This is a genomic window from Streptococcus infantis ATCC 700779 (assembly GCF_000187465.1).
GTDB lineage: Bacteria > Bacillota > Bacilli > Lactobacillales > Streptococcaceae > Streptococcus > Streptococcus infantis.
Genome location: NZ_GL732439.1, coordinates 764729 through 787285 on the forward strand (window position 1 = coordinate 764729; position 22557 = coordinate 787285).

Below are 22557 nucleotides of genomic sequence, written 5' to 3' on the forward strand. Positions count from 1 at the left end.
ACTCTCTTTTATAAGTTTTCTTTAAGGATACTTTAATATGCTAGAGTAGAAAAGGAGGAACGTCTCATGCGAAAGAAATTCTTTCTGACTAGTGCTGCAGTTCTTTTAGCTGTTGCAACTTTGCAAAGCGCTCAGGCAGCTACTGATGTTCAAAAAGTCATTGATGAAACCTATGTTCAACCTGAGTATGTCTTGGGTTCATCATTAACGGAAGATCAAAAGAATCAAACACTTAAAAAACTTGGCTACGATGCCTCTAAAGATACAAAACAGTTGAAAACTATGACACCGGATGTCTACTCAAAAATTATGAATGTGGCAAATGATTCAAGTCTTCAACTTTATTCATCAGCAAAAATTCAAAAATTAGGAGAAAAATCACCACTTGAGGTCAAGATTGAGACACCTGAAAATATCACTAAAGTGACGCAAGATATGTACCGTAATGCGGCTGTTACCTTGGGTGTGGAGCACGCGCGTATCACCGTTGCAGCACCAATTCCAGTTACTGGTGAAAGTGCCCTAGCAGGTATTTACTATTCCCTTGAGTCTAATGGTGTTCAGTTACCTCAGGAAAATAAAAACTTGGCTCAGGAAGAGCTCAAGGCCTTGTCAGATATCAATGATGAAAACAAGGACAAATCTGGCTATGATGCCAATAAACTTAATGTAGCCCTTGCTGATATTAAGGCTGCTATTGCTAAAGCAAAAGAGTCTAAGGGTGAACTTACAGAAGATGATGTTCGTAAGATTGTCGAAGATACCTTGAAAAACTACAAACTGGATCAAGTAGTTACTGGCAACCAAGTCAATGTCATCATCAACTTTGCCTTTAATCTATCAAAGAGCGATATTCTTAACAACGAAGACTTTACTAAGACTCTAAAAGACTTGAAGCAAAGTATCGTTGCACAAGCAGGTGATAGTTTCAGCAATATCGACCTAAACTTTGATGCCAATAAAGCTATTCAAGACGGTGGAAACATCCTTAGCTCAATTTGGCAAGCTATCCTTGATTTCTTCAAGAGTTTTGGTGCTTAGGTCAATTCATGGTATAATAGATGGTAACAGGATTGTTGCCGTCTTTTTTTGTCGGATTATAGAAAGTGAAAATTATGTTCAAGAAAAATGATATTGTAGAAGTTGAGATTGTCGATTTGACTCATGAAGGAGCAGGTGTTGCCAAGATAGATGGCTTGGTCTTTTTTGTAGAGAATGCTCTACCGACTGAAAAAATCCTTATGCGAGTCCTTAAAGTCAACAAGAAGATTGGCTTTGGTAAAGTCGAGGAATACCTTACGCAATCTCCACATCGTAATCAAGACTTAGATTTGGCTTACTTGCGTTCAGGCATTGCCGACTTGGGACATCTAGCTTATCCAGAGCAACTCAAGTTTAAAACCAAGCAAGTAAAAGACAGCCTTTATAAGATTGCTGGAATCACGGATATAGAGGTCGCAGATACTCTTGGCATGGAAAATCCTTTCAAGTATCGAAACAAGGCTCAGGTTCCTGTTCGTCGCGTTAATGGTGTCCTAGAGACTGGTTTCTTCCGTAAGAATTCTCATGATCTGATGCCGCTTGAAGATTTTTATATTCAGAATCCAGTCATTGACCAAGTTATCCTTGCATTACGTGATTTACTTCGTCGTTATGACTTGAAGCCTTATGATGAAAAGGAACAGTCTGGCTTGATTCGTAACCTCGTTGTTCGTCGTGGTCATCATTCAGGTCAGATTATGGTTATTTTGGTGACAACTCGTCCTAAAATTTTCCGAGTTGAACAGTTGATTGAACAAGTCATCAAGCAGTTCCCAGAGATTGTGTCTGTCATGCAAAATATCAATGACCAGAATACAAATGCTATTTTTGGGAAAGAATGGCGAGTTCTCTATGGTCAAGATTACATTACGGACCAAATGTTGGGGAATGATTTCCAAATCTCTGGACCAGCATTTTACCAGGTCAATACAGAAATGGCTGAGAAGCTCTACCAGACAGCCATTGATTTTGCGGAGTTAAGTGAAGATGATGTGGTGATCGATGCCTACTCAGGAATCGGAACTATTGGATTATCTGTCGCTAAGCATGTTAAGGAAGTTTATGGTGTCGAGGTCACCCCAGAAGCAGTAGAAAATAGCCAGAAGAACGCAGAATTGAACGGTATTACCAATGCCCACTATGTCTGTGACACAGCTGAAAATGCCATGAAAAATTGGCTCAAGGAAGGGATCCAACCAACCGCCATCCTAGTCGACCCACCACGCAAGGGCTTGACCGAAAGCTTCATCAAAGCAAGTGCCCAAACAGGAGCTGATCGCATCGCCTATATCTCCTGTAATGTCGCAACAATGGCGCGTGATATCAAACTCTATCAAAAATTGGGATACGAATTGAAGAAAGTCCAGCCAGTGGACTTGTTTCCTCAAACGCACCATGTCGAGTGTGTGAGTTTATTGGTAAAACGCAGTTAAACATCTCGCTTTTACATTTCAAGGCGAGATGCTTCAAAGCTCCACTGGAGCTTTGAACTCCCACAGACGCATCATGTTGAGGCAGTACCACTGCTTGTAAAATATTAGAAACCTTTGAACGAAAGGGAGAATGAAAAGAGTGAAGGTAGCTTCTCTAATCGAATAGAGGGTAAGAATCAGAGTAATAGTTCAAGTTGGGCTTCTGGATACTATAGTATGACATGCTATCAATCTATTTCAGAAGCTGGACAAATTGTAGTAACTTTCCTTGAAGGAATTGAGGTAGATTTATAAGAGACTGTGACTGGGAAGTTGCAGTCTTTTTAGAGGTTTAATGGTATAATGAGATTATAAACGTGTATAATATTTAAATTCTCTGGAGGACGCATAATGTTGAATTTAGTAAAAGGTCACCAAGTTAGCTTGGTAGAAAACCTATTTGAATCATTTACAAAGTTAACTGAACATCATTTGACGGCAAATGTACACGCAGAAAAAATATTAGAGGTTTTTCAACACTTTATTGCGATTCATGACGAGCCCTTGTTTTTTATTTTGGAATTGCCTGTCAGTATTGATAGAGAAAAAGTGATAGCAAAGAATATTATCAAGGAATCCCATAAGGATGTTTATTATATTGATGGCTGTTCAAGAGAGGAATGCCTAGTACTGTTGATTAGATACGGTGATTTGCTTATTAATGATGGACTAAGTCAGTTTGGATTTGGTGGGCATAAAAGTCAGGATGAGATCATGCTTGATAGCTATAATGTTGTGACAATTTATAGTAAAGAACTATCGAAATTTAATGACTTTTTTGAACCTCATAATATTCAATTTGTAGAAGAACTAGTGACAGCTTGGAAAACTTTTTCTAAGACCTCACCAGGAATCTCTGAACTCTATGAGAGTAATGGAAAAACTGTTTATGATTTGCCTGAAGAATTAGCTGAATGGGGAATATATTTAGCTGAAACTCGAACAGAATAGGCATATCTATAGGATTAGGAAGAGAATATTTCAATTCTCTAATACCGTTGGGATATTTTGTTACCAAATATAAAAAATTCCCATTTTTTAAATAATATATTATAAAAACACAGTTGACACAAGTGTAACACCTGTGATAGAATTGACTTGAGGTGAAGAAAATGGCAACTGATAAAAATAGAATAATGATTAGCTTGGATGATAAAAATTTAGAGAAACTTGAAAATTTAGTCGAAGATGCAAGAGATAGAAGAGGAATGCGACTAACAAAGTCCCAGGTTATAGAATTGCTCCTAAATACTGTTGATTATTTCGATGATATTATGGGAGCTATTTACTCAAAAAAATAACAGCAAAAATGCTATTATTTTTTTACTAACAGGTGCAACACTAGTGATGTAGGAGTGATAAAATGGTTGTTTATATTAGACAAAGCAAACTACCAAGTGAAGTTTCAATTAATAAATACAATGCTCAAGTAGGTGCCTACTTACAAGGAGAAGAAGTTATTTTATATCAATCTTTTTCTGAAATAAAACAGTTAACAAGTGAAGATATAGTTGTAGATTATATAACGGAGACTAGAGCATTACTAAAAATGATGGGGTTAAACGTTCCGGTTTATGACTATCCTATTGAGCTTAAAGAGTTTTATGGTCGAAAGATTTATGAAGGTGTTTTGGGAGAGATTGTAAATATACCTGATAATTGGGGAAAATTTATTAAGCCTAAAGCTGGTTCAAAAGTCTTTACTGGAAGAGTTGTTAACGGAACCCGTGATTTGATAGGTATTGGTTTACCTTTTGACTATCCTATATGGATTAGTGAGGTCGTAGAATTCATAGCAGAATGGCGTTGTTTTGTTTTAGATGGTAGCGTATTAGATGTTCGACCCTATACAGGTGATTATCATGCACAATTTGATCCTAGTGTAATTGATGAAGCCATATCATGTTGGAAAGATGCTCCAATAGCTTATGGACTAGATATCGGTGTTACTCGAGATGGCAGAACACTTGTTGTTGAAGTAAATGATGGTTATGCATTGGGAAATTATGGCCTATCTCCTTTAAACTCAATCAATTTTCATAAAGCTAGATGGAAAGAAATGGTAAAGCCTTATTTTGAAAAAAACGATATTTTTACTATGCCTGAAAATGAAAATATAAGTTTCTAAAAGGAACAGAAGTAAATCTGTGTTTGACTGCAACTAGTAAGTTGCAGTTTTTTATTTTGAATAATGATATAATAGGATAAGAAAACAATGAAAACGCTATATATTTGAAAGTTGATTAGGAAAGTAGGAAGCATGAAAACAATTGATATGATTATTAAATCATCAACTGAGTTTTATAACGATTTGAAAGCTGATGAACATGATAGATATCGTTCATGGGAGCATTGTTATTCACATTTTATGACAGCTCGAAAAGAGAATGATGTGAATCTTGATTACCTGAGTTTACAACTTGCATTTTATTTAGCAAGTTGGGGGATGTATCGAGGTTCTTCATTCTTATTACAAAAGGATTATAGAGTACATATACCTGTAGTAAGAGAAATCTTAAGCAATAAATATGATTCTCTAACAGGAATAGAGTGTAAAGATTTTAAAAATGAAACTAACCAAAAATTGCTAAAGGAAATAAATGCATTTATTGCTAATTATTATGATGTAATCAGGCATGAAGTGAGAGGTTCAGCCCTAAAAAATAACTTATCAGAAACATTAATCACAAAGATACTGATGGGCACACTTGGTTGTGTTCCGGCATATGATAGATATTTTGTTACTGGAATAAGATCACAAAAGATTGCAAGTGGAACCTATAACATTAAATCTATTTTACAACTAGTAGATTTTTATGAAAAAAACATGGAACAGTTAGATTCAGTTCAAAAAAATTTTAATGTTGCTGATATGCTATATCCTCAAATGAAAATACTTGATATGGGATTTTGGCAGATTGGTTTTGACTTAGATAATAAATAACTATTTACATCTTAATCTGGAGCTAATTAATAGACTTACTTTTAAAAGGTGTGTTTTACCTTAAGAAACAGAAAAAAATAATAGTGAAATAGAGTTTAATATGTAAGCTGGAACTTGTGGTCAACCTTTCTTAGAATTATGGTGATTACCTTCAGATACAGTGTATTACATTATATAAAGAATTGACAGATTTAAATCTCTGAAGTATACTAAAGTAGTCCAGTGGAAACATTGGATAGGGCAACAATATACCCACCTATATATATTCTTGGCTTTTAAGCCTGAAAGGAGGTGTGTGCTATGAACTTAACTGTCTTAATTGACTGGAAGTTCGTTGTTGCCCTTGGCACAGCTGCGGTTGCAACCATTTTCGCATTGAATATGGATTCTTCAGCAGCTGAGCGTGTTTCAATCCATGCGATTGAAGCTACTAAGGAGTTTGCAGTTGCTACTAAAAGCAACTGTTAACTCCTATATACTTGGAGAAGCACATAATCTTAGGATTTGATGCTTTTTTTATTTTATAAAAATATTCAAGGTTAGAAAAATAATGAAAAAAATTGACTGCTCATATATCTATAAAGAAGAAATTGATAAAAATATAAATATGCTAAAGCATTTTATAGAATCGTGGGTGAAATTCCACTCTATTCGTAATGAAGAACTTTTTCAATTTGCTGATGATGATTTCTATTTTTATCGTTTCGCAGTAGAAAGACAGGAAAAAGCTGCTAAAATATTACTAACTAACATCCTTTGGCGGGTACTGAAGGAGTATAATATACCTGTAGAATATTCACATGATGCTCCATTTATTTTTATAATTAAAGAAAATCATGAACGAATAGGATATAGGTTAGCAGATTTCCTTGAAGATGAAGATATCAATAGTATTCTTAAATCTAATCATGTCGATAAAGCGTTTATCATTAGAACTTCAAAAGGTAAGCAAACAAATAAATTAATTGAGCTAGAGAATCAACAATATAAAGATACAAATGTAAATATAAGAGCATTATCTATTCAAGAATTTTATTTAAAACAATTTGGTGAAGAAGAATATAAAGCGTTTAGTGATTCTATTGATGATTATTTAAATGTTACAAAGGAAATCACAGGTTATAAGTCTGTTAAATTTCTTTCTAATATGAATCTTGCTTCAATAAAAATTTTTGAACAGAAAAAACTTAAAGATTGGGATTATTTGAACTACAGATATCAGATTATTAACACAAGCGACAAGAAAGTCCAGAACTATTTATATCTCACTCAAAAAGATATTATTTTTGAAAATCTGGATAATATGCATAAATCGTATATTTTCGATAAATTACATGAAACAATGTTAAGTTCGAACGAATATGCTACAAGTTTTATCACGTCGGAATGGCTTTATTATTCCTTTAAGGGTAAGAAGAACTTTGATTATACCTCTGTCGTTAGTGGATACTTAAAATCTATTGAACAGTTATTGTATAAGATTGTTATGCTCAATATTGATAACGATTGTAAAATAGCAATGAAACGAGATATGTTGAAAAAAGCTTTCAGACAGAATATCCCAGTTTTTGAGCTGATAGATAACAAATTTAATAAAGTTCCCGGAAATAAGCAGAGAAACAATTATAGGTTCACAAACTATCCATATATCGAATTTACGGAACATCATAAAGAATTCATGGATAGTTCTATTGGAACTTTTGAATATTTTTTAAGATGTAATAAGCATATTTTTTCAAATCCGGATAATGCAAAAACAGTTACTGACATGATTAGTTGTTTTAGAATTGAATGTCGAAACGGTTTCTTTCATACTCATAATTTAAATGATTGGGATTTGGTTGAAAAAATACGTAGAAATGCAATCTACCTTTATTTCGTTTTATTGGGATCATGTATTATTACAGAAGAGAGGAAACATGAGTTAAATCTTATTCACCATGACCAATTTGATGAACTTTGTAAAAAGATCCGAGAATTCAATAGGTATAATCTATATTTTGTATTTGAATATGACGATGGCATAAAACAAAATCTAGTATATGATATTCATAATAACACTATTGAATTTAATGATGATGGTGTAGAACATTATGATGGTCTTTTATTCTATAAAGTAGACGAATTCCAAGATTCCCTTAAAAAGATTGATAAAGGTGAGTTAGAAGATAAAAAACTTTATTTAACTAGAGATAATTTACCGAAAAAGATTTTGGGAATTCATAGAAAACATCGTAACTTTGAATTTGAAGAGATTGTTTTTGATTAACAATAAATTTTAATTGAATAGATAATTAGCTTTCAGAGTATTGTGTGCCACATATTAATTTTATTATTAGGGAAAGCGACTAGATAGCAGCCCATCAAGATATTTTAGATTAGATGATATTGCATTTGGAATTATAACAAAGGAGTACTAACATGCCGAAATATACCGACGAAGATATTAGAAAATTAAATAAAATCACATTAAAAATTGCTGGTGATTATTTAGGTATAAGTTCACAGGCAGTTGCTATAGGTCTAAGAAATAATCTTCTTCCAATTGGTTTTGCTATTCATAACGAAGAAAGAGATAGACGTTTCACTGAGAGTTGGTCATATCATATTATCGCTGAAAGAATGATTTCATACAATCACGGTAAGCTATCAGAGATTCGTGTTGAAAATATTGAAACTAGTTTAGATAAAATCATAGAGGAATTTAACGGTTTAAAACAAGATTTACTTTTTATATTAAGCGAAAATGCAGAAGTGAAGAATTAGAAGTTTTTGAATTTGCATTTTCGCTTGGTAAATATAAAAACGGTGATGTAAAGTATAAAGGTAAAGGTGTTTCAAATGAGGATGATAAAGACCTTCTCTAGAGAAGAACTCTATGAAGAAATCTGGGAGATAAGTGCAAAACAAGTTTCATTGAAATATGATTTAAGCTATTCAGACTTACTCAAGAAATGCAAAGAATTTGAAATCCCAATTCCAAAGGGTAGTTATTGGTATCGTAAGAATACTGGACAAGATTTAAGTGAACTTATTGTTCCATTACCACAAAATGACGTAAATGAAGTTAATATTGATAGAAAAAGCCTAAAGAACAGTAGAATAAAACCTAGTATACATAAAGAGGAGAGTTCGGAAGATAAAGACAAAGATACTGTTAAACTTGATACAACTAGTATAAGAAGTTCATTATCTTTTTTAGAGGACGATAAAATAGAGCTTATTATAGAAGCCGTTTCAAACCTAAATCAGTCTCCAAATAAGAGACTACATAAATCTGTAGCTAATCTAAGAGATAAAATCGCAGATTGGAATAAGAGGGAAAAAGCCGCTTCCTATCCTTACTTTGATTCTAGACACAGATATAATGATTTAAAAGAACCTAAATTTGTAAAAAATGTTTCACTAAATTCTCTTCCACGCTTATATCGCTTTTTAGATACACTGGTTACTGTTATTGAAAAAATCGGTGATAATGTAACTCCAAATTGGGATATTCAAATTGAAAAGGATATTGTTCGTTTTGAAGTTATAGAATCAACAGACAAAGTAATTCATGAATTAACAAAAGAAGAAGCTAAAGAACTAGCAGAGTACAATGATAGCGTTAAGTTTAATAGATATGCTTTTAAACCAAGAATAAAGAAGTATGACTATATTCCAAATGGAAAGTTTCGATTTAAGATAATAGATGGTAAATATATTAAAGATACTAAAGAATTCACACTTGAACAATCAATCCCAGAAATAATCGTTTTAATTTACCAAGAGTATTATAAAGTTAAGAACTTACGACTTGAACGTGAAGAGAGAGCAAGACAATACGAAGAGGAGCAGGAGCGAAAAAGAAAATTACAAAATAGAATCGAAGAAGAGAAGAAGCGGACGATGTCTCTTCTGAATATGCTAGAAGATTTTCAAACAGCAAATGATTTAAGACTGATGGCTGATAAACTGGAGATAGTAGGGAAACTTAGTAAAGAGGAAATTGATTGGATTAGATCCAAAGCTGACTGGATTGACCCAATAGTTTCTTCAACAGACGAATTACTAGGAATTAGAAATCATGAAAATTCTAGAGAACAAAAAGAAAAATATCTGAGTGAGAAAAGGTACTACTGGTAAATTTATTTTTCATATATTTATTAAAGAAAGTTGTAAATAATGGAGTTATAATTATGACAAATAGTTCAACAATTAATGAGTTTATAAAGGAAACAAAAAAAGCTTTAGCTATATCTGAGCATGATTCAAGACTAGGAGTTAGAGGCTTTGAATTTGATAACTCAACATCTGAAAAAGATTGTGTTTTGGTTATTGGTCTAAATCCTGCAGGAAATAAAGATGATGCAAACAATGAGACAACGAACAGGACATATCTATATAGTTTAAAAAAGTCTATTAAAAGTAAATATGTTTATAATAAATACTATAAACCTATATATGAACTAATGAATGATATCTTTGATAATGATGCTAAATGGCATTGGTGTAATAAATCATGGGATATTTTAAGTAAAGAAATAGAACATTCTGAGAACAAAGATTTTTTAGATGAGATACATGAAGAGTATTTAAATCACCAAAATAGTAAAGTAACAATCTATATTGGAGATATGTTCTACTATCATCAAACAAGTTCTAAAAAACTTCCACTAATAAAATCAAAATCTTACCCTTTACACTGCAAAAGAATGTTGGAACTTCACATTGAGTCTCTTATAGAAGCTGGTAAAAGTATAAAATTTGTATACATAAATAATTCACAAGTTTCTCAATGGTTGTGTGATGGTGATATAAAGACATTTACAGTTTTCGGAGATAGGAAAATTCCTGTTTTCTTTGGTGGAATGCTTTCAGGTGGTAGAATGGATTTATTTTCAAAGAAAAGATTAGTTCATGAGATAAAAGATTATTTAAATAAACTTGAATCAAAAATAGAAAAATAATTAAAATTCAGTGACAGGGTCAAGTTACATGAAAGAATATATTTTAAATTTAGAAAGAGAATTCTCTTTAATAGAAAATGGATTTAAAGAAGAAGAGAAAAGAGCTCTTGCTGACTACCAATCAAACGATAATGCGTATACTAAAGAATTAGCATTTTTAGCCTTTAAATCCAATGTATATCAAGTTAGAATGTACAGTGTATTTCTCTTTGGATATTTGTCATCGTATGAAGAAATTTTGGTCTTCATGAGGGATGAGGTTTCAAAGGATGACAATTGGAGAGTTCAAGAAGTATTAGCAAAAGCATTTGATGAATTTTGTAAGCAAACAGGTTATGAAAAATCTCTTCCGGTTATTGACGAATGGTTACAAAACAGTAATCCAAATGTTAGAAGAGCTGTTACAGAAGGTTTGAGAATATGGACGAGTAGACCATATTTCAAAGATAATCCAGATGAAGCTATTAAACGAATCGCAACATTAAAAGAAGATTCTAGTGAATATGTTAGAAAATCAGTTGGTAATGCTTTGAGGGATATTAGCAAAAAATTTCCAGAGTTGATTAAAGAAGAACTTGGTAGTTGGGACGTTAAAAGTAAAGAGATTCAACAAGCTTACAAGCTAGCAAGTAAATTTATTAAATGATAATTCTAAACTATAAAGTTAAAAAATGGTAACTATAAAATAGTTTCATTCTAAAATTTAATTTTAATCTCTTTCGTTCTATAATATAGAAGTTTGCTAACACCACATATTGAGGCAGTATCACTGCTTGTACGAGCTGAGGCATCAGCGAAGTAGAAGCAGATGTTCTGCCCATGGGATAGCTGTCGTAGAGTAAGGAGTTTACGACGAAACGATACGGTTACAGCGAACCGCCGAGTGTGTAGCTTTGCTCGTTAAAGCCTAGAAATCTTGTAACGAAAGGGATAATCAAAAGCCTTGATTGTAAGGCTTTTTTTGCATTTTTGTGATAAAATATAGGTAGTTTTAATCGAGAGCAACTAAGAAGCAGTAGCAAATATTACATATAAAATAATCAAAATAAGGAAGATAAAATGACAGAAATTGACAAAAATAATTTAAAAAATTATCTTTATTGTACATTTGGAATTACTTATATAGCTTGGGGGATTCTTGCCATCTTTACTCAATCTCATATTTTGGGATTAGAAACATTTATAGGGAGAATGTTACATATAGTAGGTGCACTTGGTCCAGCTATTGCAAGTGGCTTTTATTTGAAAAGGAATAATATAAAATTTAAACATTTTTTATTTAGTAAGAAAGAAAATAGTAGTATTTATTTCATTATTCATTTGTTAGCAATTTTGATACTATTTTCTGTATCTTCCTTAGAATTAAATGAAGTATCAATTTATCTGATGCCATTATTCTTTATACAACTAATTTTTTTTGGTGGTGGACATGAAGAATTAGGATGGAGAGGAATATTACAGCCGTTACTTGATAGAAAATATACTTATTGGCAATCTAATTTGATTGTAGGATCAATTTGGGGAATATGGCATCTGCCTTTATGGTTTATAGTTGGAGAAAGTCATCAAGGATTTCCTTTTATTTTATTTTTTATATATACATTGTTTTTAAGCTTTGTTTTAGGGCTTCTTTATCGTCAAACGAAATCTGTGGGATACTGTCTATTATTCCATACGTTCGCAAATTTGTTAAATCTCTATTTTGTGTTGAAGATTAATCTTATTTTTATTATCATTTTTATTGGTTATTTGATTTATACGATATTGGCGAGTAATAGAATTAGTAAGGAAAAGAATTTATATCCAAAATAACAGGATATACTCTAGAAAATGAAGATGATTTTGTTCAAGGTAATAAAGAAGAAATAACGAAGATTTATATGAAAGGTTTAAAGTAAACATGAGTCTCTTATTTGAAGAATTTAAAACCATTTGTTTCCATTTAAATCGAGTCGGAATTACACCGACACTGATGGGGTCTTTGGGATTGGAGTTTAGAACAAAAGAAAATTGGGGGGCGTCTGACATTGACATTCATGTACCTGGTGACCCTAGAGGTTGGGAAGCACCTGACCATCTCAGAATTTATGACTGGGACAAGATAATGAAAGTGATGAAAGACTTAGGCTACGTCTTAATAGATATTCATGAGCATGAACTCAAAAACGATCGAGTGAGTGTTGAATTTGGAAGTATCGATTCCTTACCTGATTTTGCAGGAGTTTCGGAATCGGATATAGAGCTTATTCACATTGAAGGCATCACTTTTCGTCTTCCAAGTCTGGAGCAGTATCTAAGTATTTACAAAGCTTCTTCTCAAGACTCCTATCGAAATGAACAAAATAACAATAAGGATTTTAAAAAGATCGAGTGGCTGGAAAAACATTTGTAAATTATCATATGAAAAGTAGTAAGTTGTAAGACTGGCTGCTATGTTATTTTTATTATCATTTTTATTGGTTATTTGATTTATACTATATTGGGGAGTAATAGAATTAGTAAGGAAACAACATTTTAAAATTTAGAAAAGGAAGTATTATCATGGGAATATTCGATGATTTTGAGTACAAAGAAAAATGCCAAAATGAAGAAAAAGTAATTGAAGTACTTAAAAAGATTTTAAGAGCAATTCATCTAAATAATTATAGAGATATTATGGATTGTGTTGATGGTTTAGAAGTTGATGATGTAAGAGAGTTACTAGAATATATTTACGATTCATTACAATTAAATGATTTTGATAAAATTGATGAATATGGTGTAGAATGTAATTTCCATCCGAATTATGAGTATTCTCAACTACAAGTTTATGAATTTAATGATCAAACTGGCTTTGCTGTTGAATATCAGATGACCTCCGATTCTGAATTAGTAGATTTAACCCTACAATTAGAATTTTTATATAATGAGGATGGTTACAAAATAACTTCTATAGATGTAGATCCTGGATAAACTATAGTTATTTATCTTTCTTATTTAATACATGTGAATACTTAGGATAGATAATTAGGTTGTAAGTTGCTTAAATCTCGGTTGGTTTTTCAAATATTGGAAGGATTAATGATGTATATATTGGAATTGTATCAAGGCGATTATCAAAAGGATTTAGTCGTATTTGAGTCTTTAGAAGAAGGACGAGAATTTGTAGCTCAAATCCCTGGATATACTTTAGAAAAAGAAGATGGGTTTGTAGTTGAGTATTTTAATCCAAAAAATCTACCGGATTATATTGAGATTGTCTTCAATGGAAATATTGTCCCTTTATCTAGATTCTCGTTTGAACCTGAAAAAAATGTGGACATTATTTGGAAAGAAATTTCGAATTTATCCCTTAAAAACGATAAAGTAATCGAAGGTGCTACAAAAGTAGATGCTTATGTCGTGAATAACGATGAAGTGAAAGCCTATGTCGAAGCCAGAGAATCAAACTTCCGTAAGGCAAAAGTATTCATAGAAAGCCGTGGCTATGAAGTCGACAGAAGCTTTTTTGGAAGTGAAGATGGCGAAGCAATTCTCTACAGAAAACGCGAAACCGAAGAATGGCACTTCTTATGTCACCTAGATCCTTCTTTTATAGAGATTGAAGATGTAGAGGAATATGTGAAAGAGGCGCTTTAAGAGGCCTTTTAAGGAGAACGAGATGGTTGAATGTAAAGTAAGTATCATAGAAGTGTTTGATCTTGATCAGTTTCCAGGTTGGTGCAAGGTGATTCTGACAGATGCGAACGGAGTAGATCATGCTTTCGATGACAAACTTTCAGTGTTTGGATTGGAAGAGGTGGAAGTTAGAAAACTTCCTTTAGAAAAATGTATCACTGTTGAAGTAGTCCGTGATTTAGGGAATTCCGTTGAAATTGATACGTCAGTACCGCATGGGCTTGAAGCAGAGGACGGAAACAGTCGCTTTGTGGTCAGGAAAAAGTCAGTTAGGGGACTATAAAAGAAATAGAAATCAGAAGCGGGCGAAGTAAAATTTGCCTGTTTTTCTTCTAGCAAAAAGGCTAAACAAGCCACCGAAAATGGTGGCTTATATGGTATAATTTTAACTGTAGAAAAGTGAAGACGGTGGCTCCTTATACCGAAAGAGAGGTGATGCCTATGGGTAAATCATCGAAATCTGGCGGAAAGGAGGAGCGTGTTTGAGTTCATTTGAAGTTGTGCAGACAATCTTTGGCTTTGGAACCTTTACCATTGCTTTGATTGGTTTGTGCTATAAAATCTTCAAAAATGACGACAAAAAGAAATAACCCGTCCCCACTTTTGACCGAGTTGTTGGACGAGTTATAGTCTAATAATAGCGAGTCACCGTCTTTTTAACGGTTCTACATGGAGCTGAGTTGGCGCTCAGCTCTTTTTCTGTATTCATTATAACATAAATTGCCATTAAATTTCAAATTATATCCCTAAAGAGATTGTCAAACATAAAACTATTTGAATCGTTCTAGCATTAATGATATGATGGAATTATGATTAAAAAAATAGAAAGGTTTTTGAAATGATAAAAGAATCAGAGAAAAAAGCTTTGAGCCTAAAGCTCTTATCTCTTCCAAAAGATGATTACCAAGCTAGTACAGAATTTAGCGAGAATACAAGTTATGAACTTTCTACAATTGCTCTACATGGTCTAAAATATCAAGTTGTTCTTAAATTTCCATTCTGTCATTTTTATCAAATTATAGCTAGAGATTTATTTAATGCTTTTCATCAGATCCCTCAATTTCAAGACCTTGAATCCCCTATTTGTAAGCTAGAGACTAGTAGCCTGATTACAGAAGTGATTCATAGGGCAGGTGGAGTTTTTGCTGAAGAAGACTTGGTTCATTTTCGAATTTGTGCCAAGAATCTAGTTATTGACTTAGTTTTCTATAAAAATGAAGAGAGTGATATAAGGATAGAAGAGGTTGGTCAAGCATGAAGTGGGTTAATATTGGTGAGGAAATCAAGTATGATTGGTATGAATTAAGATGTCAACTTTCTCAAGAAAATCACCTACAAATTTTTCTTCAAGGCTTAAAGAATCAAAAGCTAAAATACTGTATAGATTTTGGTAAGATTCTTTTCTGCAGATCTATCGATGAGGGGTGGGACCTGAATTTGCTCGAAGAAGATTTACTTAGTGGACCAGAATTTCCTCATTTATCAGATGGGATTTTACTTGAAATGATAGATAGTCACCTCAAAAAAAGAGTTCAAAAAATTTACTCTGTTCCAATCTATCACTACCAAGTACAGGGAATTAATTTTGGGATAGACGTCCTTACAGAGCTTTATCCGATTATCAAAAAGATCTAGACTGAAACTAGGGTTAAAGCCATCTGGTTCGGTCTTTTTTTCTGTTTATGTAGTATAATATAAGATGTAGGTATTTTATTTTTAAAAATTTTTTCCAAGAACGAAAAATCATCTAGAAAGAGAAAAAACATGAAACAATCACTTGAATTTTTAAGAGAAAGAATCACCGATAAGATGCCCTTAGAGGAAATGGTAGCCATCTTTGAAGACTTGTGCAGTGATCCTATTGAGGATGAGATGATTTTATTTGAAACAGGGACATTTACAGCTATATCTGATAAGCCCTTGTTTCAATTATCATTGGTAAGGCAAGCCCCAAATGAAGATGAAGAGTTTTATCAAGTTCACCTCGATATTTTCTATGAAGCCAGTCAAAACAATCAAATATTTCATGAATCGACCTGGGATGAAGATTTAGAGGAAAATATCTTTGATTACATTAGAGCTTCAGAGGTGTTGGCCTATGCTAGAGAGCAGGAATACCAAGCGATCAAAATTTATATGGACCAAACTTGAGATGGTTAGTTAAAGTAAGAAAATCTAATGACAGGAGAACAATAAATGAAAAAAATTATGGTAATCATCAATCCAACATCTGGAGGCGAAAAAGCCTTGGATTATAAGGTGAAACTAGAAAATAAAGCTAGAGACCACTTCGAACATGTGGAGATTAAAATTACGGAGAAAGCGCAAGACGCCACAAACTTTGCAGAAGAAGCTTCTCGTGAGCGATATGATGCTGTTCTTGTTTTTGGTGGAGATGGGACTGTCAATGAAGTAATCTCTGGTATCGCTGAAAAAGACTACATTCCTAAACTTGCGATTATCCCAGGAGGAACTGGAAATCTCATTACGAAACTATTAGAAATCAATCAAGATATTGATGATGCTATTGACGAACTCGATTTTAATTCTACGAATAAGATTGATATCGGAAAATCAAATGGGCACTATTTCGGATACATTTTTAGTATTGGTTCACTACCAGAAGCGATTCACAATGTTGGGATAGAAGATAAAACGAAGTTTGGCATGCTCGCCTATGCGATTAATACCATGAAGTCAGTGGTTACAGATCAAGCATTTAACATTAGAGTAGAGACAGAAAATGGAAATTATATTGGCCCAGCCAGCCATGTTTTAGTTCTTCTTACCAATTATTTTGCTGACAAGAAAATCTTTGATGAAGATAAGGATGGTTATGCCAATATTTTGATACTAAAAGATGCCTCTATTCTTACTAAATTATCTGTAATCCCTGACTTATTAAAAGGTGATGTCGTCGTAAATGATAATATCGAGTATATGAAAGCTCGTCACATCAAAATCTCTTCAGATAGTGAATTGGAAACGGATGTTGACGGCGACAAATCTGATAACCTACCAGTAGAAATCAAGGTCCTAGGTCAGCATATCGAAGTCTATTCACAACCGAAAGAATGATAAACTTTTGAAAAGAATAGTAGATAATAAAGGAGGCGACGATGACGAAGATTTTAGCAATTAATTCTATTTCGTTTAAAAAAAGAATGATTGAATTACTATTTGATTATCTTTTCATACTAGCTTATTTAGCACTTCTGTTTTTAGGTTCTATGCTTTTTTACATTATTTTTTTTAATGGGATCCCAGAGTTTACAGAAATTCAGTCACAGTGGCTTGTATTTTTTACCTCTGTTTTGCCAATTACTCTACTTTTTACATTCTTAGATTATACAAAAAATGGAAGTTTTGGGAAGGCGAAAGCAGGACTTCAATTGGTTTACAAGAAAAAAACAGTGCAAGCTAGCTTGCTTAGAAACACCATTAAATTTTTACCTTGGCAAATAGGTCATATGGGCACGATACATGGTTTCTATAGTGAGTTTGATTTCTTATCTATTATCCTCTCGTTTTTAGCTACTCTCCTCGCAGTTGCCTTACCAGCAATGATGGTTTTCAGGAAAGATAAGCGACATCTAGGTGATCTTATAGCTCATACACAGGTACAGCTAAAAGGTGACTAAAATTAAATATTTCATAGATATTTCACTTATTAGGGAGCGTGCTGTGTGCCAGCTTCCTTTTTAATGATTTAAAATCTACTTTACTTAGCAAAATGCTTGGACTTAAAATAAATTTGAACTATAATATAAGAGAAGCTAATCGACCTGAAAAGTCTTAGTTAAAAAGGAAACATTTTATGAAAGTATCTAAAATAATCAGATTAATGAGCTGCTGTGGTCTAGCTATCTTTACTTTAGCTGCCTGTGGTACAAACCAAAACCAATCTACGGAAAAACAGAATAGTTCAACTACTAAGGTGGCTAGCTCAGGTAAAGAAAGCTACAAAGGAACCTATAGCAATCTTAATAACAAGGAAAGCGAAGAAGAAGTTCGAAAAGCCTTGGCTGCACATTTGGATATAGATAGTGTCGATGCATTTTTCAACCTTGTCAATGATTATAACGGAACTGTCGGTTCAGTAGGCTTAACTGGAGATTTTTCTACATTTACCAAAACAGACTATGATGTTGAAAAGATAAGCAATCTTTGGACGCCTAAAAAGGGTGATTTTGTCGGTACTAACTGTCGTATTAACAGTTATTGTTTATTAAAAAATTCTATCGAAATTCCTAAATTAGAGAAAGATGATTCTCTCTTGTTTGTCGATAATGATGCCATTGACAAAGGAAAGGTCTTTGGTGCAGAAGACAAGGATGCTTTTGATATTTTATTCTCAAGAGTCAAGACCGAAGCAACGACAGATGTTAAGGTGCATGCTGCTAAGATGGAACAGTTCCTTTCTCAATTCAAGTTTAATGAAAATGCAAGAATGCTCTCCGTAGTCGTCCATGATGACTTGGATGGTCAATCCCTCTTTATAGGTCATGTCGGGATACTTGTACCAAGCGAGGATGGCTATCTCTTTGTTGAAAAGTTAACCTTTGAGGAGCCTTATCAAGCAATCAAATTTGCGACCAAGGAAGATTGTTACAAATATCTAGATACAAAATACGAAAACTATACAGGAGAAGGTCTAGCTAAGCCATTTATTATGGATAATGATAAGTGGGTTCAATTTTAAGGGAGTAGACATTATGGATGCATTGTTTGGACTGATAGTCTTATTCCTAATCGGAGTATGGGCTGTTTGGGTTATCAAAGGTAACCAGCAGAGACCAAGAAAAAATGAAAGGTTTATTGGTTATATCAATCGATACGATGAAGATGGAGAACCCTACCAAGCAGAGATTTGGGAAGTCAATGAAGATGAGGAGTAGACATATGGAATTACAAGATTTTACAGAACAAGAACAAGAAATGATTAAAAAGGGATTAACTTTCTCTAAACTGAGCGATAAGGAAACAGCCGATAAGATTATCGCTCTAATCCCTCAAGAATACATTAAGCGTATTCCGTTTTTTGTTAGAAAACATGCTATTACGCGTACGATTAAGAGAATCTCTCTTGAGTATCCGGAATTGTATGCTGTAGCTGAACAAGAAGGCCAACTTCCAGAAAAAGAAGCTCAAGAATTACGCCAAATTCTTACAAATATTTTCCAAGAGAAAATGAATAAGCATAAGATTAAATATGCTTTGAGATTTAATAAGATATAGGAGTTGAGTATGGCTATTGATGGCGTTAAAATTATTGACAGTGATCAAGGTTATGACATTTACAATGAAGTAGTTGGTCGCTATAGTGACGGTGAACAGGTAGCGAACATTATAAAGGATATCCTCGATGAGGAGAAAGATTACTGTCAAACAGACTTTTTTACAGAAATTTATTGGACTGCTCTTGCCTATTCACTTTGGAAGATTGGTCATCTGACAGGCGACATCAGAGATAAAACCTTAGAGCTTATCAAAAAAGGTCCTGATCCATTTTGGTTGGAAATAGACTCAAAGGCTTTGAAGCAAAGGCAAAAGGTTTTTGAAAAACTTGCAGTTCAGTTGCAAACTGAAAATCCTAGACCTCTAAAGGTTCCTAAAGCAAAAGCTAAACGCAAACCTTACTTTGAAGAAGGAGATATCCTTGCTGTTAAGTTCGAAGATGAGTATGGTCTTGTCTTTGTATCTATGGTTGAGCAGAGTCCTAGAAAGCTTGAGTACCATCTAGCTTGCACGCGCCTCTTACAAACAAAAAAGCCCACCATCGATGATTTTTTGACCAGTCAAATCTCCTGTAAGATGGACAATACGAAGTTTGCTCTGGATACAGATTGCTGGTTCAATCACAAAGATTTAGGGCAATTATTAGAAAATATTGAAAAAATTGGACAGGTGAAACTCAGCCCATTTAGTCTTTGGATGCTGGCACCTGCCCATAATTTAGAAGATATTTATGAAGAAATCACTAGAGATAAAGACTCTTCTCGCCTACGGTTCATCGAAACCTATAAACTTGTCGATGATATTTTTTCAGTCTAATGTCTGTCTGATTAGAGGAAAATAAGGGTGAATCATTCCCACATGCTATGCTGGGTTCTGACTCCATAGCTATCAATCGAACCATCTGAATTGAACTTGGATTCAATACGGTATCTTTTCCAGAGGTCGTAATCTGCTGTTTGGATGGTTAGGATAAAGTTTGTATCCTTATCAGAGACATTATAATCAGCAGGATTGACTTCAAAGATATCGATTAATTTTCGTGTTTGAAAGTCTTGGAGCTTGAGATTTGCTAGCTTGACATGATTGATGGAAATTTCTTCTAGTTTATTGTTATCCTTAGGTGTTCTGTAATAGGTGATGATGCAGTTTTTGAGCTGATCAGTATCTTTACCTGTGGGAGTAAGGCTCATAAAGCCAAAGGACTGGTTATCCCGCTTGACTTCGAGAAGCTGACCGTAGTAGAAGTGGTCGTTTTTGGGATTGGTGATGGAGCTCTCTGCACCTTTATCTTCAAAGGTATAGCCTTGGTCTAAAAGCTCGGAAGCCTTGGTCTCCCCGATAATGACAGTGGTATCTTGAATGGTTACTGGAACAGGTTGAGCTGGAAGGCCACTCATCATCAAGCAAAACATAAAAACATAACTCGTTAAAAAAGCTGTCCCGACAAAAGCGTTAGTTGATGCATAGACATAACTGTTATGAAAGTTTTTTCTTATAGCTAGTACAACAAATTTGCCGATACTTTTTAAAACCATACTAACAGGTACGATAAAAAATTGTTTTTTCAAACATTCATAAATGGCTTGAGGAAAGCTATTACCATGATAGTAGAAGACAGCTAATACGAGTAGATTTACGATTAAATAGATTAGCAAGAACCAATGAATCTCTTTAAGGGCATTGGCATCAGTGATTTCTTCATAGTCAACGTGAATTCTTCCTTGAACAGCATGACCAAGTTTATAAATCCATTTGGGAATGTCTTTGCCTTTTTTAACCGCAACTACAAGTCTGATATAGAGATAGATAGTAAAGGACAAGGATAGAAAGAAAAGAGCATAAAAACCCAAAACAATACTAGTGAACATGACTGTTCCCCCTATTTAACATTCAATAAAACAATTTCTTAGCTCCATTATAGCATTTTTTAGGGAAATAGAACTAGAAATATCAGCAGTTTCCTTAAAGATAAAAAGATGAGAATCATTGCCATTTAAGCTTTACCGATTGTGCTGATAGAAGGTGGCCCCTTCTTCTTGCTAGTTTTATTAGTTGGGAATTGGGAATTAAAGAGAAAGATAAGATTTGAGAGAGAACATAAAGGAGTAGAGAACCATGGGTAGAACGGTGATTATAGGTACTTTAGTTGCTTTTGCAATTTTTAATCTGCTACTCGGTCTGGGCTTTTATCTTTTTCTAAAAAAGAGGAAAGAGAATAGGCAGTCATTGTACGAAACTCCTGTAAATCAACAAACTCGAACAGAAAAACTGGATCTAGGTGAGATTTTGGTCTACCTGACACTGATTGCCATCGCAGGGATCTTTGCTTTTCAGACCTTAAATAGAGGTGGTGTTGGGAATTCTATTTTAGCTAAAATGATCCTCCTCCCAGCTATAATGGCTCTTTTCAATGCAAGAAAAAGGACTGGAAAGTCATTACTTGCCCTCCTTATAACCTTGATGGTCTTTCTAGTAGGAGTCATGTTTCATCTCACGATTGGTTTTCCACCTCAAACACCGATTTTGAAAATTAATGAAAGTAAAATCACTTTAGCAGAAACAAAAGCAAGTAATCTGATGGAAGCTGGATTTGATATCTATGTAAGACAAGGTGATGGTGGTAGCGACTACGAAGACCTCCTTACAGATGGCAATTTCCAAAAGTATCCAGGCGATAAAACAGTTACCATCGAAAAAGGCTTCAGACTTGATAGCAATGCTGTTCCTTACGCTCCCTATCTCCTGGCAAAAGATGGCATAGTACTGGGCAGTATATCCTTTTACGGGGCAGAAGATAAGGACGTGGTTCTAGAAGATTCTAAGGTTATTCAGATTCGATTTAATAAGGATAGCATTGAAGCAGCCAAGCAACATTCTATCACTTTCAAGTTAGATGAACTCGACTTGACTACTAGACTTGATATCCCGCTTGTTCAAGCAACTTTTAAAAAGCATCTATGGTCAATCCCCCCATCAAATACAAGTGATGTCACTCAATTGTGGTATGGATTACAGTGGTCAAGTAACAGTGACTCTCTATTTTGGAATGAGTATTATAGTCTTATCCATCTAGATGAAAATTATTTGATGACTGATTTTGAACTAGCTGCCAAAGTAGCGCGTGATGAGTAAATACGATTTTGAATAGTTGACTTTGCTTATGCCTATCTGTAGGAATTAATTTATTTAGTTCCTTTTTTTGTTTTTGATTTATATTTAAAACGATTTCTATTTCTTGGTTGAATAAATTACACGA

At 33.7% G+C, this 22557-nt stretch carries 29 protein-coding genes; 28 read left to right on the plus strand and 1 reads right to left on the minus strand.

From position 1 onward, the window contains the following. Positions 1-66 precede the first annotated feature (66 nt). From HMPREF9423_RS06165 to HMPREF9423_RS06290, 27 genes are all read left to right on the plus strand, one after another. Positions 67-1041 (plus strand): DUF1002 domain-containing protein, encoded by a 975-nt coding sequence (locus HMPREF9423_RS06165; RefSeq protein WP_006148473.1) that lies wholly within the window; start codon positions 67-69, stop codon positions 1039-1041. A gap of 74 nt (positions 1042-1115) precedes the next feature. After that, on the plus strand, positions 1116-2474 hold the full coding sequence (rlmD, locus tag HMPREF9423_RS06170) for a 23S rRNA (uracil(1939)-C(5))-methyltransferase RlmD (protein WP_006148474.1): 1359 nt from the start codon (positions 1116-1118) through the stop codon (positions 2472-2474). Between the two features lie 390 nt (positions 2475-2864). Further along, positions 2865-3464 carry a hypothetical protein gene (locus HMPREF9423_RS06175; RefSeq protein ID WP_006148476.1) on the plus strand — a complete coding sequence of 200 codons (600 nt, stop codon included), beginning with the start codon at positions 2865-2867 and terminating at the stop codon, positions 3462-3464. Positions 3465-3625: 161 nt separating this feature from the next. After that, the gene (locus tag HMPREF9423_RS06180; protein WP_000179769.1) at positions 3626-3814 is read left to right on the plus strand and encodes a hypothetical protein; all 189 of its coding nucleotides are present in this window, start codon (positions 3626-3628) and stop codon (positions 3812-3814) included. A gap of 62 nt (positions 3815-3876) precedes the next feature. After that, a complete protein-coding gene (locus tag HMPREF9423_RS06185; RefSeq protein WP_006148477.1) occupies positions 3877-4641 on the plus strand; it encodes an ATP-grasp domain-containing protein in 765 nt (254 codons plus the stop codon). Positions 4642-4773: 132 nt separating this feature from the next. Further along, complete coding sequence (locus HMPREF9423_RS06190; protein WP_006148478.1) at positions 4774-5457, plus strand: hypothetical protein; 684 nt, start codon at positions 4774-4776, stop codon at positions 5455-5457. A 300-nt stretch (positions 5458-5757) separates the two neighbouring features. Beyond that, positions 5758-5925, plus strand: a complete 168-nt coding sequence (locus HMPREF9423_RS06195) for a hypothetical protein (RefSeq protein WP_006148479.1) — start codon at positions 5758-5760, stop codon at positions 5923-5925. Between the two features lie 82 nt (positions 5926-6007). Next, entirely contained in the window at positions 6008-7726 is a 1719-nt protein-coding gene (locus tag HMPREF9423_RS06200) for a hypothetical protein (protein ID WP_006148480.1), read from the plus strand. Between the two features lie 152 nt (positions 7727-7878). Further along, entirely contained in the window at positions 7879-8223 is a 345-nt protein-coding gene (locus HMPREF9423_RS06205) for a hypothetical protein (RefSeq protein ID WP_001127479.1), read from the plus strand. Between the two features lie 75 nt (positions 8224-8298). After that, a complete protein-coding gene (locus HMPREF9423_RS06210; protein ID WP_006155818.1) occupies positions 8299-9582 on the plus strand; it encodes a hypothetical protein in 1284 nt (427 codons plus the stop codon). A 53-nt stretch (positions 9583-9635) separates the two neighbouring features. Continuing rightward, positions 9636-10406, plus strand: coding sequence for a hypothetical protein (locus HMPREF9423_RS06215; protein ID WP_006148482.1), 771 nt, complete (start codon positions 9636-9638; stop codon positions 10404-10406). A gap of 28 nt (positions 10407-10434) precedes the next feature. Then, positions 10435-11052 (plus strand): DNA alkylation repair protein, encoded by a 618-nt coding sequence (locus tag HMPREF9423_RS06220; protein WP_006148483.1) that lies wholly within the window; start codon positions 10435-10437, stop codon positions 11050-11052. 413 nt (positions 11053-11465) lie between these two features. Next, positions 11466-12218, plus strand: coding sequence for a CPBP family intramembrane glutamic endopeptidase (locus HMPREF9423_RS06225; RefSeq protein ID WP_006148484.1), 753 nt, complete (start codon positions 11466-11468; stop codon positions 12216-12218). An 88-nt stretch (positions 12219-12306) separates the two neighbouring features. Further along, positions 12307-12798: a nucleotidyltransferase gene (locus tag HMPREF9423_RS06230; protein ID WP_006148485.1), complete on the plus strand. Its 492-nt coding sequence runs from the start codon at positions 12307-12309 to the stop codon at positions 12796-12798. Positions 12799-12947: 149 nt separating this feature from the next. After that, complete coding sequence (locus HMPREF9423_RS06235) at positions 12948-13358, plus strand: DUF7668 domain-containing protein (RefSeq protein ID WP_006148486.1); 411 nt, start codon at positions 12948-12950, stop codon at positions 13356-13358. 111 nt (positions 13359-13469) lie between these two features. After that, on the plus strand, positions 13470-14024 hold the full coding sequence (locus tag HMPREF9423_RS06240; protein ID WP_006155819.1) for a hypothetical protein: 555 nt from the start codon (positions 13470-13472) through the stop codon (positions 14022-14024). A 22-nt stretch (positions 14025-14046) separates the two neighbouring features. Further along, positions 14047-14346 (plus strand): hypothetical protein, encoded by a 300-nt coding sequence (locus HMPREF9423_RS06245; RefSeq protein WP_006148488.1) that lies wholly within the window; start codon positions 14047-14049, stop codon positions 14344-14346. A 199-nt stretch (positions 14347-14545) separates the two neighbouring features. Then, positions 14546-14653 (plus strand): putative holin-like toxin, encoded by a 108-nt coding sequence (locus HMPREF9423_RS12005; protein ID WP_080555145.1) that lies wholly within the window; start codon positions 14546-14548, stop codon positions 14651-14653. A 248-nt stretch (positions 14654-14901) separates the two neighbouring features. Further along, on the plus strand, positions 14902-15321 hold the full coding sequence (locus tag HMPREF9423_RS06250) for a hypothetical protein (protein WP_006148489.1): 420 nt from the start codon (positions 14902-14904) through the stop codon (positions 15319-15321). Further along, positions 15318-15698 carry a hypothetical protein gene (locus HMPREF9423_RS06255; protein WP_006148490.1) on the plus strand — a complete coding sequence of 127 codons (381 nt, stop codon included), beginning with the start codon at positions 15318-15320 and terminating at the stop codon, positions 15696-15698. Before HMPREF9423_RS06250 ends, HMPREF9423_RS06255 begins: the two co-directional genes overlap by 4 nt. Before the next feature lie 129 nt (positions 15699-15827). After that, entirely contained in the window at positions 15828-16214 is a 387-nt protein-coding gene (locus tag HMPREF9423_RS06260; protein WP_006148492.1) for a hypothetical protein, read from the plus strand. A gap of 45 nt (positions 16215-16259) precedes the next feature. Further along, complete coding sequence (locus HMPREF9423_RS06265; RefSeq protein ID WP_006148493.1) at positions 16260-17141, plus strand: diacylglycerol/lipid kinase family protein; 882 nt, start codon at positions 16260-16262, stop codon at positions 17139-17141. Positions 17142-17182: 41 nt separating this feature from the next. After that, a complete protein-coding gene (locus HMPREF9423_RS06270; RefSeq protein WP_006148494.1) occupies positions 17183-17704 on the plus strand; it encodes an RDD family protein in 522 nt (173 codons plus the stop codon). 176 nt (positions 17705-17880) lie between these two features. Then, complete coding sequence (locus HMPREF9423_RS06275) at positions 17881-18765, plus strand: DUF4300 family protein (RefSeq protein WP_006148495.1); 885 nt, start codon at positions 17881-17883, stop codon at positions 18763-18765. A gap of 13 nt (positions 18766-18778) precedes the next feature. Then, complete coding sequence (locus HMPREF9423_RS06280; protein WP_006155840.1) at positions 18779-18961, plus strand: hypothetical protein; 183 nt, start codon at positions 18779-18781, stop codon at positions 18959-18961. Between the two features lie 4 nt (positions 18962-18965). Next, positions 18966-19301: a hypothetical protein gene (locus tag HMPREF9423_RS06285; protein WP_006155823.1), complete on the plus strand. Its 336-nt coding sequence runs from the start codon at positions 18966-18968 to the stop codon at positions 19299-19301. Between the two features lie 9 nt (positions 19302-19310). After that, entirely contained in the window at positions 19311-20117 is an 807-nt protein-coding gene (locus HMPREF9423_RS06290; RefSeq protein WP_006148498.1) for a hypothetical protein, read from the plus strand. Between the two features lie 32 nt (positions 20118-20149). Here the strand turns inward: HMPREF9423_RS06290 and HMPREF9423_RS06295 are convergent, their stop codons facing one another. After that, on the minus strand, positions 20150-21169 hold the full coding sequence (locus HMPREF9423_RS06295) for a hypothetical protein (RefSeq protein ID WP_006148499.1): 1020 nt from the start codon (positions 21167-21169) through the stop codon (positions 20150-20152). Between the two features lie 247 nt (positions 21170-21416). Between HMPREF9423_RS06295 and HMPREF9423_RS06300 the strand changes: the two genes are divergently transcribed. Continuing rightward, positions 21417-22433 (plus strand): hypothetical protein, encoded by a 1017-nt coding sequence (locus HMPREF9423_RS06300; protein ID WP_006148500.1) that lies wholly within the window; start codon positions 21417-21419, stop codon positions 22431-22433. Positions 22434-22557: the final 124 nt, after the last annotated feature.

Coding starts and splice junctions, on each gene's coding strand:
- HMPREF9423_RS06165 (WP_006148473.1), top strand. CDS start 67: ATGCGAAAGAAATTCTTTCTGACTAGTGCTGCAGTTCTTTTAGCTGTT.
- rlmD (WP_006148474.1), top strand. CDS start 1,116: ATGTTCAAGAAAAATGATATTGTAGAAGTTGAGATTGTCGATTTGACT.
- HMPREF9423_RS06175 (WP_006148476.1), top strand. CDS start 2,865: ATGTTGAATTTAGTAAAAGGTCACCAAGTTAGCTTGGTAGAAAACCTA.
- HMPREF9423_RS06180 (WP_000179769.1), top strand. CDS start 3,626: ATGGCAACTGATAAAAATAGAATAATGATTAGCTTGGATGATAAAAAT.
- HMPREF9423_RS06185 (WP_006148477.1), top strand. CDS start 3,877: ATGGTTGTTTATATTAGACAAAGCAAACTACCAAGTGAAGTTTCAATT.
- HMPREF9423_RS06190 (WP_006148478.1), top strand. CDS start 4,774: ATGAAAACAATTGATATGATTATTAAATCATCAACTGAGTTTTATAAC.
- HMPREF9423_RS06195 (WP_006148479.1), top strand. CDS start 5,758: ATGAACTTAACTGTCTTAATTGACTGGAAGTTCGTTGTTGCCCTTGGC.
- HMPREF9423_RS06200 (WP_006148480.1), top strand. CDS start 6,008: ATGAAAAAAATTGACTGCTCATATATCTATAAAGAAGAAATTGATAAA.
- HMPREF9423_RS06205 (WP_001127479.1), top strand. CDS start 7,879: ATGCCGAAATATACCGACGAAGATATTAGAAAATTAAATAAAATCACA.
- HMPREF9423_RS06210 (WP_006155818.1), top strand. CDS start 8,299: ATGAGGATGATAAAGACCTTCTCTAGAGAAGAACTCTATGAAGAAATC.
- HMPREF9423_RS06215 (WP_006148482.1), top strand. CDS start 9,636: ATGACAAATAGTTCAACAATTAATGAGTTTATAAAGGAAACAAAAAAA.
- HMPREF9423_RS06220 (WP_006148483.1), top strand. CDS start 10,435: ATGAAAGAATATATTTTAAATTTAGAAAGAGAATTCTCTTTAATAGAA.
- HMPREF9423_RS06225 (WP_006148484.1), top strand. CDS start 11,466: ATGACAGAAATTGACAAAAATAATTTAAAAAATTATCTTTATTGTACA.
- HMPREF9423_RS06230 (WP_006148485.1), top strand. CDS start 12,307: ATGAGTCTCTTATTTGAAGAATTTAAAACCATTTGTTTCCATTTAAAT.
- HMPREF9423_RS06235 (WP_006148486.1), top strand. CDS start 12,948: ATGGGAATATTCGATGATTTTGAGTACAAAGAAAAATGCCAAAATGAA.
- HMPREF9423_RS06240 (WP_006155819.1), top strand. CDS start 13,470: ATGTATATATTGGAATTGTATCAAGGCGATTATCAAAAGGATTTAGTC.
- HMPREF9423_RS06245 (WP_006148488.1), top strand. CDS start 14,047: ATGGTTGAATGTAAAGTAAGTATCATAGAAGTGTTTGATCTTGATCAG.
- HMPREF9423_RS06250 (WP_006148489.1), top strand. CDS start 14,902: ATGATAAAAGAATCAGAGAAAAAAGCTTTGAGCCTAAAGCTCTTATCT.
- HMPREF9423_RS06255 (WP_006148490.1), top strand. CDS start 15,318: ATGAAGTGGGTTAATATTGGTGAGGAAATCAAGTATGATTGGTATGAA.
- HMPREF9423_RS06260 (WP_006148492.1), top strand. CDS start 15,828: ATGAAACAATCACTTGAATTTTTAAGAGAAAGAATCACCGATAAGATG.
- HMPREF9423_RS06265 (WP_006148493.1), top strand. CDS start 16,260: ATGAAAAAAATTATGGTAATCATCAATCCAACATCTGGAGGCGAAAAA.
- HMPREF9423_RS06270 (WP_006148494.1), top strand. CDS start 17,183: ATGACGAAGATTTTAGCAATTAATTCTATTTCGTTTAAAAAAAGAATG.
- HMPREF9423_RS06275 (WP_006148495.1), top strand. CDS start 17,881: ATGAAAGTATCTAAAATAATCAGATTAATGAGCTGCTGTGGTCTAGCT.
- HMPREF9423_RS06280 (WP_006155840.1), top strand. CDS start 18,779: ATGGATGCATTGTTTGGACTGATAGTCTTATTCCTAATCGGAGTATGG.
- HMPREF9423_RS06285 (WP_006155823.1), top strand. CDS start 18,966: ATGGAATTACAAGATTTTACAGAACAAGAACAAGAAATGATTAAAAAG.
- HMPREF9423_RS06290 (WP_006148498.1), top strand. CDS start 19,311: ATGGCTATTGATGGCGTTAAAATTATTGACAGTGATCAAGGTTATGAC.
- HMPREF9423_RS06295 (WP_006148499.1), bottom strand. CDS start 21,169: ATGTTCACTAGTATTGTTTTGGGTTTTTATGCTCTTTTCTTTCTATCC.
- HMPREF9423_RS06300 (WP_006148500.1), top strand. CDS start 21,417: ATGGGTAGAACGGTGATTATAGGTACTTTAGTTGCTTTTGCAATTTTT.